Origin of the sequence: Methylocaldum sp., assembly GCF_039794385.1 — a bacterium.
Classification (GTDB): Bacteria; Pseudomonadota; Gammaproteobacteria; order Methylococcales; family Methylococcaceae; genus Methylocaldum.
In genome coordinates, this window is record NZ_JBDIVO010000003.1 from 35359 (window position 1) to 48004 (window position 12646).

The window sequence follows — 12646 nt, forward strand, 5'->3', positions numbered from 1 at the left end:
TCTCCTTCAGGGGCTTGGTTTACCTCGGCTGGCGATTTTGATAGAACCGGGCGGGTGAATACGGATACGGCGCGGTTGCTTCTGCGCCGGAAGCAAAAGAGAACGTCACATTATTCCCGAAAAGCATGGAGACCAGCATGAAATTGCATTCCTTGGCACAGATGTTCAAGACCCTTTTGTTCGGTGCGCTGATCAGCGGAATCGTCTCGGCGCCGGAGTTGGCGGAGAGCGCTACGCTCGACCAATCGCTGGATCGGGCGCTTCAAGGCGATCACCGGGACCCCGGAAATCGTGAGCGGGACAAATACAGGCATCCCAAGGAAACCCTGCAATTTTTCGGACTGCGGCCGGATATGACGGTAGTCGAAATATCGCCCGGACGCGGCTGGTATACGGAGATTCTGGCTCCTGTCCTGCGTGACGAGGGAAAGCTCTACGCGGCCGGCTTCGGCCCGGTTCGGCCGGGCATGCCCGATTACGCCGTCAAGATACAGAAAGCATACGAAGCCAAGCTCAAGGTGCGCCCGGACGTCTACGACCGGGTTGTGCCGACTTCGATGCAGAATCCGAAGGATGCCGATTTTGCACCGCCGGGCACGGCCGATCTGGTGTTGACCTTCCGGAACGTGCACAACTGGATGGCGGACGGTACGGCGGACGAGATGTTCAAAGCCATGTACCGGGTTTTGAAACCCGGCGGTACGCTGGGCGTGGTCGAACATCGCGCGAAGCCCGGCACTTCGCTCGAGGATATGAAGAAAAGCGGCTATGTGACCGAGGATTATATGATTGCTTTGGCCGAAAAAGCCGGTTTCAAGCTGGCCGACAAATCGGAAATCAACGCCAATCCCAAAGACGGCAAAGATCATCCGGAAGGCGTATGGACTCTGCCGCCGACCTTGCGGATGGGCGAAAAAGATCGGGCACGCTACCTTGCGATCGGGGAGAGCGACCGGATGACTCTCAAGTTCACCAAATAGGCGTTCGGACGGACGGCTACCCGAATCGGACGCTAACGTCGCCGGGTTCGATCATCGCTTTGCTTGAGTTGCAGCCACCGGGCTATGAGCAGTGCGGTCAAGATCAGCCAGCCGTAAGGGTAGGGGATGGCCCCGACGAAGAATGCGCTGAGCACGGCGACGAGCAGCGCTCCCAATGTCAAAAGATAGGTATCCATGGCGGCGAGTCTCCGAAAATCGCGGACTGTCCGCATGTTAGACCGCTTGGAATGGCCGGGGTAGCCGCTCGATGAAAAGAAGCGTGGAAACGGGCGTCGGCAAAGGATGGCCGACCTACGAACTTGTGTTGTCCAGTAGGTCGGGAATCCTTTCCCGACATTTATGTTTCCGCAAACGGAGCCCTCTCCATTTAGAGGCAAAGGAAACGAGATCAAAACGGCTCCTTGAACGGGCGCAGGTCCAATTCGTGCGTCCAGGCGCTTCGGTGCTGATTGTGCAACTGCCAGTAGGTATCGGCAATCGCGTCGAGATCGAGGAGTCCGTCGGCGCCTTTTTGGGCGACGAATTCGGGAAATGCGTTTCGGGCCCGCTCGCCGTCAATGACGCCGTCGATGATGGCATGCACCACGTGGATGCCCTGCGGTCCGAACTCCCTGGCCATGCCCTGAGCCAGCGCCCGTAGAGCGCTTTTTGCCGCGGCGAAGGCGGTGAACGGAGGACGGGCGCGTAGCGAAGCGCTGGCGCCCGTGAAGAACAAGGTCCCGTGCCTTTGATCAGCCATCAGCCGCGCGGCTTCCCGTCCCACCAGAAATGCGGCGTAGGCGTTCTGCAGCCAAAGCTGTCTGAACATGTCGCCGCTGGTTTCGAGCAGCGGTGCCCGGCGATTGCTGTCCACGTTGCAGGCGACAATGTCCAGCTCGCCGGGATCGCCCGAAACCGTTTCGAACAAGGATATGACGTCGCCTTCGACGGTGGCGTCGGTTACGACGGGAACCGCCCGGCCGCCGGCCATTCGGATTTCCCCGGCGACGCGCTCCAGTTTTTCGGCAGTGCGGCCTCCGACATAAACCCTGAGCCCCTCGCGCGCGAAGCGGCGGGCGAGGGCGGCCCCCAAACCCTTGCTAGGCCCAACCCCGATGACGACAGCTTTATGGTCGTTCATATCATGGTACCCGTTCGGTTCGCTAACTTCGGCTAAAGATCAAGCCGAAATTATTGGCCGGCATATCTATCTTCTCGCTCAACCCCAGGGCATAAGCGCTCGCCGCTTTTTCCAAATCGGCGATGTCCTTCAGGCCCCACTCGGAAACCCCGGCTGAGTGGATCATCTGATCGAACTCATGATTCGATGCGGTGGTGTATCGGCCGTGGTCCTTGAAGGGACCGTAGACAAACAGAAAGCCGTCCTCGTTCAGCAATTGCGAGGCGCACTTCATCATGCCGTCCGCGACGGAAATCGGAGCCACCTGGAAGATATTGATGACAAAAATGACGTCGAAGCGCCGCTCGTCCGGGTTCGGCCAGGTCTCATCGCGCGTCAGATCGAGCTGGCTCGGCCGTGCGACGTTCTGCACTCGGTTTTCCCAGGTAACCCGCATGATGTTTTCCAGGGCGTGCTCGTTCAGGTCGGTCGGATGGAACGTCAGATGCGGGAAATATGGCGCGAAATAGTTGATGTGCATGCCGCTCCCGCTGGCGAACTCCAGGACGTTGCCCGGTGTCGACGGGAATTTCTGCTTGAAAACCTCCAGGATCGGATCGCGGTTGCGGTGTCCCGCCCAGGAAACATACGGACTTAAGGGATGCGGATCGAGCGGCGGTCTTTCTTGAGACATAAAAGTTATCCTCGTGGAATGTTCTTTTTGTAATGTTGTAATCAGATTGCGCCAGTGTCCTAAAGTGGGACGTGCTTTTGCAGCAGCTTGTATGCCAGGATTATTTAACGAAAAAAGCCAATAAAATCAGTATTGTAGTAAATAGCTATTCGATATGTTTATGAAATGTTATTTCAGTTGATGAAAAATGATTTCTTAATTCGAAAATCAGGTTTAGGCTATTAAGTCCATGATGTAGCACGAGCGCCCTTTATGAACCAGGCAAGCTTTTCGCAATTGACGCCGATTGGATTTCTCCAGACCTTCGTCATCGAACTGATGGATCTGTGCGAGGAGGCGGGCACGGCGCAGGCGGAGCAGATCATCGAGCGAATCGCCCGTAGCGCGGGCCGGTTTTTCGAGGAGACGTTCCGCGCCGAATACGGCCTCGATGAGGCTCTCGATCGAGAGCGCTACGCGGACTTGATCATTGGACTCAAGAATAAGATCGGCGGCCATTTTTCATTGGTTTCCAGCGATGCCGAGTGCATTCGTGTGGCCAGCAGTTGCTGCCCGTTCGGCGAGGGGGTGAAGAACTCACCGGAATTGTGCCGAATGACGTCCAGCGTGTTCGGCGCCATCGCGGCGCGCAACTTCGGCTACGCCAAGGTCGTGCTGGAGCGGCGTATCGCGCTCGGCCATGACGGCTGTCAAGTGGGGGTCTATCTGAATCCCGAGACCGCCGCAGGGTTGTCGGGGGTCGAATATCGAAACCAACCGGAGTCTAAGCCGGATCAGACGCTTGCCGGCGACTTACAAGCCCGCATCGAAGAGCGTATGCATCGGATATGGTGCCAAATGAGCGGCCGCTGTCCCACGCTCCCGGGCGTCGAACGGCCGGTCATCGTGGCACAGTCGCCCGCCATGCAGCAGGTATTGCGAGCGATCGAAATCGTGGCGCCTACCCCGGCCACGGTGTTGATCCGCGGCGAGACGGGGGTAGGCAAGGAGTTGGTCGCGCGTGCTATCCATGCCATGAGCGAGCGCAGCGAAAAACCCTTCATCGCCGTGAACTGCGGGGCGATTCCCGAAGGTTTGGTGGAGAGCGTGCTGTTCGGCCACGAGAAGGGGGCATTTACGGGTGCCATCGAGGTTCACCGGGGTTATTTCGAGCGGGCCGATGGCGGAACCTTGTTCTTGGACGAGGTGGATTCACTGACGCCGGCGGTGCAGACCAAGCTGCTCCGGGTATTGCAGGAGGGCGAGTTGGAGCGGGTAGGGGGGCACCGCACTTTGAGTGTCGACACGCGGATCATTGCCGCCACAAACTGCGATTTGGAAAAGGCAGTAGCCGACGGGAGTTTCCGCAAGGATCTGTACTACCGTATCAACGTCGTGAAATTGGAGATCCCGCCGCTCTCCGAACGACCGGAAGACATCCCTCATCTGGTCGACCTGATCTTGAAGCGTCTGGCCGTTCGCTACCGGAAGCAAATCCATGGCGTGACGGCCGAACTCATGGACAGGCTACGGGCATACTCGTGGCCCGGCAACGTTCGAGAGCTGGAAAACGTCCTGGAACGGGCGGTGCTGTTCACTCAAGGTAACTTCATTAAAGACGCCGAACTCGGGCCGAATCGCGCCGCTCCTTTGGAAAGCGGCTGGAAGGCAATCCGTAAACACGTCTTGGACCGAGCGGAACGCGAATACCTCGAGCAAGCGCTGAAGCGTTTTCAGGGCGACGTCAACCAGGTGGCGGAATGGATGGAGCTGACGCCGCGCGCGGTATATCTGAAACTGAGCGAGCTCGACATCGATCCGTCGCTGTTTCGCCCTCAAAGGTCCAAGACAGCCAAGGATCGATAACCCGGTTTTAGACCGGAATTTATCCAAAAACGCCGATTCATCGAGCATATCTGACGGAGTCGACTTATGAGTACATCCAATTCCTGGCATCTGGAAGGCAACTATTTCGAAGCGTGCAACTGCGAAACGGCCTGCCCGTGCGTGTGGTTCAATCCCCCTAGCGAAGGAGATTGCAAGCTGCTCGTCGCCTGGCATATCGATAAAGGTCGTTCGGAAGGCGTTACGCTGGACGGGCTCAATGTGGTTTTGGCGTGTTATGCGCCGGGACACATGAAGGAGGGCAACTGGCAGGCGGCGCTTTATCTCGATGAACGGGCGGATAGTGCCCAGTCGGACGCTCTGGTCCGAATCTTTTCCGGCCAGTCCGGCGGACATCCAGCCGTACTGGCGGGGTTCGTCGGCCAGGTACTCGGTGTGAAGCACGTGCCCATGACCTACGAGGCTCTCGGCAAGGAGCGGCGTCTTCTGATGTCCGATCTCGCGGAAGTGAGTATCCGCGCCATCGACGGCATAGCCGGCGGCGAGGCCACGATTGCCAATCCGCCTCTGTGCGTGGTGCCGTCTCACCCTTCCGTGGTGGCAAAGTCGGAGTCTTACCGTTATCGGGATTATGGCTTCGATTGGGAGTTTTCCGGGCGCAACGGCTATTTCTCCCCTTTCGTATATCACTCCTAGGCCATGGCCGTTTCGGCGAGAATTTCTAAGAGTACGATCCAGGGCTTGCTGATTGCCGCGGGACTGGGCGCCGCCACGATCGCCGCGTGGTGGGCGCTCTATCAGCAGCAAGTGGCGATGAACAGCTTGCCCATGGACCGGATGTGGATGCCGCCGACCGGTACCTGGCGTTGGTCTTTGACCGATTTCGGGCTGACCGCGTCGATGTGGCTGATCATGATGCTGGCCATGATGCTGCCGGTGGTTGCGCCCATGACGATGCTGATCGTGCGTATCGACCGAGGGCGACGGGCGGAAACGCGGATTAATCTGCCGACATTTCTACTGGGTTATTTCGTGCTGTGGGTAGGGTTCGGGATCATCGCCACTTTGCTTCAGTGGCAGTTCCACGGCTTGAGATGGCTAACCCCGATGATGGATAGCCGCAGCTCCATGGTGTCCGGGTCCATTCTGATTATGAGCGGCCTTTATCAATTCACGCCATGGAAAACGGCTTGTCTGAGCCACTGCCGCGCACCCATGGGATTTCTTCTCAGTCATGGACGGCCCGGCTGGCGCGGCGGATTGCGACTGGGCTTGCATCACGGTCTTTATTGCGTGGGCTGCTGTTGGGCGGAGATGCTGGTGATGTTCGCCGTGGGCATCATGAACGTCCTGTGGATGGGATTGATTACCCTTGCGATCTTGGCGGAGCGCTACGTTCCCGGCGCAGGGGAAAGCACACGAAAACTGATCGGCTTCGGGTTGATTGCCTGGGGTTGCGTGCAGTGGCTGTGACGCGAAGGACTACGCCTGAGACGCGGGGATCGGGACTCAGGTTTCAACCAAGGTTCTCCATCGGACGAGTTTCGAGCTCCGTTTTCTGTCGACCGAAGTTTTTTGCCGGCCCCCCGTCGCCTGTACCGAATTGAACTTTGCAGCGGAAGGGCAAGGTCTTGCCTTGACGAGGGCTGCCAGCGCTCGGATGTATTTTAAGTTTCATTTTGTTTCAGGATATACCGCGCCGTTTCAATGCCGTTTCAGGTGAAACGTCGAAATCGCGGTGCAGCCGATTCCTGGCCTGCTAGGGAAGGGTTATACGGCTTGGCACGGAGCTTGTTAATACATTAGCAAACTGTGATATAGGGCTAATCCCTCCGGAAACGATGACGGGCTGCATCCGCCGTCATCAGCGAGCATGCGGGACCAACCCTAAAGAACGGCGTTTCCCCCCCTGGCCAGGGACGGCTTTTTCTTTCGTGAGACCGGATAACAATGGGTAACGCAGCGCCGTGGCCCACGAATTAATAACATCCGGAAACTCGATATGAATAACGTCACTTCAGATTTCTCAAAGGGACGCGACCATTTCCGGTGGGAAATTGCCTTGGCTCTGGTCCTCAAGATTGTCCTGCTGAGTGTCTTGTGGTTCGCGTTCTTCCGGCATGATCCAAACGTCCCGAAACCCGCCGTCGCGGATCTGTTTTCATCAGACCGCACGCCTCTTGTCCGCCAGGAGAGCATCAAATGATATCCGGTGAAGAAATCGTCAACCTGTCGAGGCTGCAATTCGGCCTCACGGCCATGTATCACTTTCTGTTCGTGCCCCTGACCCTGGGGCTGGCCTTCATTCTGGCCATCATGGAGTCGGTGTACGTGATGACCGGGAAGGTAGTCTATAAAGACATGACGAAGTTTTGGGGCAAGCTGTTCGCCATCAACTTCGCAATGGGCGTGACCACCGGCATCACCCTGGAATTCCAGTTCGGAACCAACTGGGCCTATTATTCCCACTACGTCGGCGACATCTTCGGCCCTATCCTCGCCAGCGAAGGCTGGATGGCCTTCTTCCTGGAATCCACTTTGGTGGGCCTGTTTTTCTTCGGCTGGGACAGACTGACCAAGGTTCAGCACCTGGCGGTCACCTGGCTGGTCGCCTTCGGAACCAGCTTCTCGGCCTTGTGGATTCTCATCGCCAACGGCTGGATGCAGTACCCGGTCGGGTCCGCGTTCAACTACGAGACCCTGCGCATGGAGATGGCGTCGTTCGCGGACGTGTTCTTCAATCCGGTGGCGCAGGTCAAGTTCGTGCATACCGTTGCCGCTGGGTATGTCACCGGTTCCATGTTCGTGCTGGGCATCAGCGCCTGGTACCTGATCCGGCGGCGCGATCTCGGCTTCGCCCGCCGTTCGTTCTCCATCGCGGCAGCGTTCGGTTTGGCTTCGGTGCTGTCGGTGATCGTTCTCGGCGACGAAAGCGGTTATACCTCGGGCGAGGTACAGAAGATCAAGCTCGCGGCCATCGAAGCGGAATGGGACACCCACGAGCCGCCGGCCAGTTTCACCATAATCGGATTCCCGGACCAGGAAGCGGAAAAGACCCATTTCGCCATCAAGGTGCCCTACGTACTGGGACTCATCGCCACGCGCTCCGTCGACGAGGATGTCAAGGGCTTAAAGGACCTCCGGGCCGAGAGCGCCAAGCGCATCCGAAGCGGCATGATCGCCTACGGTCAGTTGCAGAAAATTCGGGCAGGGGACAAGAGCGAGCCGACCAAGACTTTGTTCGACCAGCACGTCACCGACCTCGGGTATGGCCTGTTGCTGAAGAAGTACACCGCCGATCCGGCCAGCGCTTCCGAGGAGATGATTCAACAGGCGGCCAACGACACGATTCCGCGGGTGGCTCCCTTGTTCTGGACTTTCCGCCTGATGGTCGCGGCCGGGTTCACCATGCTGTTCGTGTTCGCCATGGCCTTCTATTTCTGCGCGACGCGCGTAGCCGACCAAAAGAAATGGCTGCTCAGGCTCGCCACCTGGTGCATCCCGCTGCCGTGGATCGCTTCGGAGGCCGGCTGGTTCGTGGCGGAATACGGCCGTCAGCCCTGGACCATCTCGGGCGTGCTGCCGACCCATCTGTCCGCGTCCAACATCAGTTCCGACCAGCTCTGGTTCAGCATCGGCGGATTCGTGTTCTTCTATACCGCTCTGCTGATCATCGAGATGTTCCTCATGATCAAGTACGTGCGTCTGGGGCCGAGCAGTCTGCATACCGGGAAGTATCACTTCGAGACGAATCCGGCGGCTTCAGTGCCGTAATACCGGGAGAAAAACCATGTTCGATTACGAGACTCTAAGAATCATTTGGTGGCTGTTCACCGGGGTGGTCATCATCGCCTTTGTCCTGACTTCCGGATTCGATTTCGGCATCTGCGCGCTCCTGCCGTTTGTCGGCCGCAACGACCTCGAACGCCGCGCCGTCATCAATACCGTCGGTGGAACCTGGGAAGGCAATCAGGTGTGGCTGGTCCTTTTAGGAGGTGCCTTGTTCGCCGTGTGGCCGTTGGTCTATGCGACTCTGTTCTCGGGGCTGTACGTGGCCATGCTGCTGGTGTTGTTCGCCTTGTTCTTCCGACCGGCGGGGTTCGATTATCGAAGCAAGCTGGAGAATCCCGCCTGGCGCAATGCCTGGGATTGGGGGCTGTTTATCGGAGGAGCGGTGCCGCCGATCCTCTTGGGCGTTCTGGTGGGAAATCTGGTTCAGGGCGTGCCGTTCCATTTCGATGCCGATCTCCGGCCGTATTACGACGGCAGCTTCTTCGCCCTGCTCAATCCCTTCGCGCTGTTCTGCGGCGTGCTCGGCCTGCTCATCAGCCTTTTTCACGGTGCGATTTACCTCAAGTGGCGCACCGAAGGCGTGCTCTACCGTCGAGCACTGGCGGTGGTGCGGGTCCTGGGGCCCGTGGTAATCGGCGCTGTGACCCTGGCGGCTCTATGGGTTGTCTTCGGGATGAATCTTCCGGAGATCACAGCCATGCCGGGTACGGATGCCCCGTCCAACCCGCTCAACAAGACGGTGGCCATGACGTCCGGCTGGCTGCGTCAGTTCATGTCCCATCCCTGGATGCTAGTCGCGCCCGCGCTCGGTTTCGGGGGGTTGCTCCTGGCTTGGCGTTCGGCCCTGGAACACACGTCCGTCGGAGCTTTTTTGTTCAGTTCGCTGGGCATCACCGGGGTGCTGCTATCGCTTGGCTTCGGGCTGTTTCCGTATCTCGTGATTTCGTCGACCGATCCGAATCACAGCCTGACTATCTGGGACGCGAGTTCCAGCCATTTCACCCTGGCTTTGGCCTTTTGGATCACGGTGATCTTCCTGCCCATCGTTCTGGCTTATACCCGCTGGGTGTATAGGGTGTTGTGGGGTAGCGTTACCCCGGAGAAAGTGCTGAAGGATCAGCATTCTTTATATTGAGGTAGAAACATGTGGTATTTCGCTTGGATATTGGGTGTCGGTTTCGCTTGCGCATTCGGCATCATCAACGCGATGTGGCTGGAGGCAGAATGCAATATGGACGCCGGCGAGATCGGCGCGTCGCGTAGTTCGTCAAAGTAGTTCGACCAAAAGTCTGATTAACAACTAGAACGGAGGAGGCTGATCATGGCCCGCATCGTTATATTAGGCGCCGGCATAGGCGGCGTTCCGATGGCTCTCGAAATGAAACACCTGGCCCGGAAAGAAGACGAGGTCTGTGTCATTTCGGACAGCCCGACTTTTCACTTCGTCCCGTCGAACCCTTGGGTGGCCGTCAAATGGCGAAAGCCGGACGACATCAAGGTCGAACTGGCGCCGATGCTCAAGAAAAAAGGGATTAACTTCATCAACCAGAAAGTGACTCGGGTTCATCCCGACCGAAACCAGGTCGAGCTGGCCGACGGCAGCAATGTCGACTACGACTACTTGGTCATCGCCACGGGGCCCAAGCTGGCGTTCGAGGAAGTGCCGGGATTCGGTCCGCACGGGCATACGCAGTCCGTCTGCCACGTCGATCACGCCGCCGAAGCCGGCGAATTCTGGGACGAGTTCGTGAAGGACCCGGGCCCGATCATCGTCGGTTCAGTTCAGGGTGCATCCTGTTTCGGGCCGGCCTACGAGTACGCCTTCATCGCCGATTCGGATCTCCGCAAGCGCGAGATTCGCGACAAAGTGCCGATCACTTTCGTCACCTCCGAACCCTATATCGGCCATCTCGGCTTGGGCGGCGTGGGCGACACCAAGGGTCTTTTGGAAGGCGAACTGCGCCAGCATCACATCAAGGCCATCACCAACGCCAAGGTGGACCGCATCGAGAAGGGCGTGATGCATGTAACCGAGGTGGACGAGAAGGGACAGGAAAAACAGAAGCACGAACTGCCGTTCAAACACGCCATGATGATTCCCGCCTTCAGGGGCGTCGATGCCGTGGCCGGAATCGAAGGGCTGGTCAATCCCCGCGGTTTCGTAATGATCGACGAGTATCAGCGCAACCCGACTTTCAAGAACATCTACTCGGTCGGCGTATGCGTGGCCATTCCGCCGGTGGAAGCCACGCCCGTACCCACGGGATCGCCCAAGACCGGCTACATGATCGAATCCATGGTGACCGCTACCGCGCACAATATCCGCGAGCAGCTGGACGGCAAGGAGCCCTCGCATAAGGCGACCTGGAATGCCCTTTGCCTGGCCGATCTCGGCGATACCGGCGTAGCCTTCATAGCTCGCCCCCAGATTCCGCCGCGCAACGTCACCTGGGCCAGCAAGGGGCGCTGGGTACACTTGGCCAAGATCGCATTCGAGAAGTATTTCATCCGCAAGATTCGTAAAGGTATCAGCGAACCCTTCTACGAACGCTTGGGTTTGAGGCTGATGGGTATCGTGCGGTTAAAAAAGAGCTAATGATTCGTGGTCCGGGCCTTACAACAGGTCGATTGCAGGACCGAATAGAGCCGAAAAAAAAACGCCGCCCGTCCTTAGTCCAATTGGCGAAGACGGGCGGCGCGGGGATTCGTAAATGACGCGGCCGATGCGTTTATTCAACCAGAGCGCTGACATTTACACCTGCCGCGTATTTAACGAACTACTGAATTACTTGAAGCGAGAAATCAATATGCCGAACATCGTTCCAAGTGCCAGTACTAACGTCGTAGCTTCTAATACGGCCATAACAACCTCCGGTCTTAACTTAAAAAACCAAGGAAAACACTTGGTATTTGCTGTAATGACCGTGAGACAGGTTGAAGGTTCCCTGGTGATTCTTACCGACAAATCTCAACCGGGACCGCTCAGTTGGATGAGCTTTCGGTAATCGATGGCGATCTTCAAGCCTACAAAGCGGCTGGACATTCTTACCAATTCGTCCGTAACCGGATTGAAATAAAGTTTGGCTACGGCAATCCGCCTATTTTCGCCTTCTTCACCCAGCGGAACGGCGTCGGCCTTGAATCGGTAAACGTAAAGCGTCATACCGTCCTTCAGCGATTCTTCCGCCGGTTGGCCCAACACTTCCAAAATTTTTCGCCGGTTTGGAGGGGCTGCCGAAACCCTCGGCAGGTCTTCCGCATCGACCTTCAACTGTCGACGACCCTCGTCAACCTTGCCTTTGCCGAGAGACCTGATCGATGCCTCAAGAAACGTCGCGGGGGCCATTTCCAGAAAAACCGGCGAGAAATCCCAGCCGGAGAGTTTGTCTTTCCCGTTGAACGTCATGCGGAAAACGATGGTTTTTCCCGGCTGAGCAGGGCTATCCATTTGGTGGAAATCCAGGTACCACCGGTACCCCTGTGGCAATTTTTCGATTCGGCTGGGATGGAGTTTGGTTAGATAGCGGAAATCCTCGCTCAATAGCACCGGGTGCAAGAAATCAAGGTGAAAATGGTCATCGGTCACCTGAACCCGGAAATTCCGTTCGAAGTCGGCCAGTTGATTTTTTGCTTCCAGCAGCCGGAAATAAACACATCCGCTCAGGGCGAAAAGAAAAAAGGATAAAAGCAGCGTATTGAAAAGACTTCTTGTGAATCTCATAGCTCGGCGCAGTTTCGGTAATGGCGGTAATCGCAGATCACCACATTGATTCATGCGACGACCGGAAAAGACCGGTCGATAGCCGATAGTTTGGTAGATTTAGTAATTGTCAGGCAGGTTAGGATAACGCAATGTTACGTGCGCGGGGATTTCAGGCGCGCCATGGATATCTGGAAAGACAGTGAGACAGAGTGGGGCCGGCGGTGCAAGCGGGAGAAGCCGTGATTATCCCTTCCATCGAAGGCACACGAAAGCCCAGAGATTATGAATGCTCATTCCGATCTTCGATCCGTCGCGGATTGCAAAGAGCATTTGTAATGGACTTGAAGAACAAGAAATCAGTCATTATAATTTCCGCTTCTTTGGGCCGTTAGCTCAGTCGGTAGAGCATTGCACTTTTAATGCAGTGGTCGCTGGTTCGAATCCAGCACGGCCCACCAGGAATATCAAAGGCTTGCAGCGATGCAGGCCTTTTTTATTTTGGCGTGCTGCCCAAATTTTGCGCAAAAGTTTTT

General features: G+C 57.1%; 13 protein-coding genes and 1 tRNA gene. 10 read left to right on the forward strand and 4 right to left on the reverse strand.

Translation table 11 applies throughout. The annotated features are described in order from the left end of the window. The first annotated feature begins 137 nt into the window (after positions 1-137). Positions 138-980, forward strand: a complete 843-nt coding sequence (locus ABJK70_RS00385) for a methyltransferase (RefSeq protein ID WP_347257246.1) — start codon at positions 138-140, stop codon at positions 978-980. A gap of 32 nt (positions 981-1012) precedes the next feature. Here the strand turns inward: ABJK70_RS00385 and ABJK70_RS00390 are convergent, their stop codons facing one another. The 3 genes from ABJK70_RS00390 to ABJK70_RS00400 all read right to left on the reverse strand — a co-directional run bounded on the left by ABJK70_RS00390 (position 1013) and on the right by ABJK70_RS00400 (position 2794). Then, on the reverse strand, positions 1013-1177 hold the full coding sequence (locus tag ABJK70_RS00390) for a hypothetical protein (RefSeq protein ID WP_166642439.1): 165 nt from the start codon (positions 1175-1177) through the stop codon (positions 1013-1015). 212 nt (positions 1178-1389) lie between these two features. Then, positions 1390-2121, reverse strand: a complete 732-nt coding sequence (locus tag ABJK70_RS00395; protein ID WP_086133796.1) for an SDR family NAD(P)-dependent oxidoreductase — start codon at positions 2119-2121, stop codon at positions 1390-1392. Between the two features lie 22 nt (positions 2122-2143). After that, positions 2144-2794: a DUF938 domain-containing protein gene (locus ABJK70_RS00400; protein ID WP_077731851.1), complete on the reverse strand. Its 651-nt coding sequence runs from the start codon at positions 2792-2794 to the stop codon at positions 2144-2146. A gap of 252 nt (positions 2795-3046) precedes the next feature. Here ABJK70_RS00400 and ABJK70_RS00405 point away from each other — a divergent pair, with 252 nt between their 5' ends. The 8 genes from ABJK70_RS00405 (at position 3047) to ABJK70_RS00440 (ending at position 11006) form a co-directional block, all read left to right on the forward strand. Further along, complete coding sequence (locus ABJK70_RS00405) at positions 3047-4639, forward strand: sigma 54-interacting transcriptional regulator (protein ID WP_210024180.1); 1593 nt, start codon at positions 3047-3049, stop codon at positions 4637-4639. Positions 4640-4705: 66 nt separating this feature from the next. Further along, positions 4706-5314: a DUF1326 domain-containing protein gene (locus ABJK70_RS00410; RefSeq protein ID WP_086133797.1), complete on the forward strand. Its 609-nt coding sequence runs from the start codon at positions 4706-4708 to the stop codon at positions 5312-5314. A gap of 45 nt (positions 5315-5359) precedes the next feature. Further along, entirely contained in the window at positions 5360-6091 is a 732-nt protein-coding gene (locus tag ABJK70_RS00415) for a DUF2182 domain-containing protein (protein ID WP_166642438.1), read from the forward strand. 529 nt (positions 6092-6620) lie between these two features. Beyond that, complete coding sequence (gene cydP / locus ABJK70_RS00420) at positions 6621-6824, forward strand: cytochrome oxidase putative small subunit CydP (protein WP_077731847.1); 204 nt, start codon at positions 6621-6623, stop codon at positions 6822-6824. Further along, positions 6821-8392, forward strand: a complete 1572-nt coding sequence (locus ABJK70_RS00425) for a cytochrome ubiquinol oxidase subunit I (RefSeq protein WP_205780995.1) — start codon at positions 6821-6823, stop codon at positions 8390-8392. Before cydP ends, ABJK70_RS00425 begins: the two co-directional genes overlap by 4 nt. A gap of 16 nt (positions 8393-8408) precedes the next feature. After that, on the forward strand, positions 8409-9545 hold the full coding sequence (cydB, locus tag ABJK70_RS00430; protein WP_077731846.1) for a cytochrome d ubiquinol oxidase subunit II: 1137 nt from the start codon (positions 8409-8411) through the stop codon (positions 9543-9545). A 9-nt stretch (positions 9546-9554) separates the two neighbouring features. Beyond that, the gene (gene cydX, locus ABJK70_RS00435; protein WP_077731845.1) at positions 9555-9686 is read left to right on the forward strand and encodes a cytochrome bd-I oxidase subunit CydX; all 132 of its coding nucleotides are present in this window, start codon (positions 9555-9557) and stop codon (positions 9684-9686) included. A 45-nt stretch (positions 9687-9731) separates the two neighbouring features. Beyond that, positions 9732-11006 (forward strand): FAD-dependent oxidoreductase, encoded by a 1275-nt coding sequence (locus ABJK70_RS00440; protein WP_347257247.1) that lies wholly within the window; start codon positions 9732-9734, stop codon positions 11004-11006. A 372-nt stretch (positions 11007-11378) separates the two neighbouring features. On the opposite strand, the gene ABJK70_RS00445 is transcribed toward ABJK70_RS00440, so the two are convergent. Continuing rightward, positions 11379-12131 carry a hypothetical protein gene (locus ABJK70_RS00445; protein WP_347257248.1) on the reverse strand — a complete coding sequence of 251 codons (753 nt, stop codon included), beginning with the start codon at positions 12129-12131 and terminating at the stop codon, positions 11379-11381. Between the two features lie 364 nt (positions 12132-12495). Between ABJK70_RS00445 and ABJK70_RS00450 the strand changes: the two genes are divergently transcribed. After that, positions 12496-12571 (forward strand) — tRNA-Lys (locus ABJK70_RS00450). The last annotated feature ends 75 nt before the right edge of the window (positions 12572-12646 follow it).

What these genes read in the sequence shown, in the direction of transcription:
- ABJK70_RS00440 (WP_347257247.1), top strand. Translation starts at nt 9,732, where the DNA reads ATGGCCCGCATCGTTATATTAGGCGCCGGCATAGGCGGCGTTCCGATG.
- ABJK70_RS00405 (WP_210024180.1), top strand. Translation starts at nt 3,047, where the DNA reads ATGAACCAGGCAAGCTTTTCGCAATTGACGCCGATTGGATTTCTCCAG.
- cydB (WP_077731846.1), top strand. Translation starts at nt 8,409, where the DNA reads ATGTTCGATTACGAGACTCTAAGAATCATTTGGTGGCTGTTCACCGGG.
- ABJK70_RS00410 (WP_086133797.1), top strand. Translation starts at nt 4,706, where the DNA reads ATGAGTACATCCAATTCCTGGCATCTGGAAGGCAACTATTTCGAAGCG.
- ABJK70_RS00395 (WP_086133796.1), bottom strand. Translation starts at nt 2,121, where the DNA reads ATGAACGACCATAAAGCTGTCGTCATCGGGGTTGGGCCTAGCAAGGGT.
- ABJK70_RS00425 (WP_205780995.1), top strand. Translation starts at nt 6,821, where the DNA reads ATGATATCCGGTGAAGAAATCGTCAACCTGTCGAGGCTGCAATTCGGC.
- ABJK70_RS00400 (WP_077731851.1), bottom strand. Translation starts at nt 2,794, where the DNA reads ATGTCTCAAGAAAGACCGCCGCTCGATCCGCATCCCTTAAGTCCGTAT.
- ABJK70_RS00390 (WP_166642439.1), bottom strand. Translation starts at nt 1,177, where the DNA reads ATGGATACCTATCTTTTGACATTGGGAGCGCTGCTCGTCGCCGTGCTC.
- ABJK70_RS00445 (WP_347257248.1), bottom strand. Translation starts at nt 12,131, where the DNA reads ATGAGATTCACAAGAAGTCTTTTCAATACGCTGCTTTTATCCTTTTTT.
- cydX (WP_077731845.1), top strand. Translation starts at nt 9,555, where the DNA reads ATGTGGTATTTCGCTTGGATATTGGGTGTCGGTTTCGCTTGCGCATTC.
- ABJK70_RS00385 (WP_347257246.1), top strand. Translation starts at nt 138, where the DNA reads ATGAAATTGCATTCCTTGGCACAGATGTTCAAGACCCTTTTGTTCGGT.
- cydP (WP_077731847.1), top strand. Translation starts at nt 6,621, where the DNA reads ATGAATAACGTCACTTCAGATTTCTCAAAGGGACGCGACCATTTCCGG.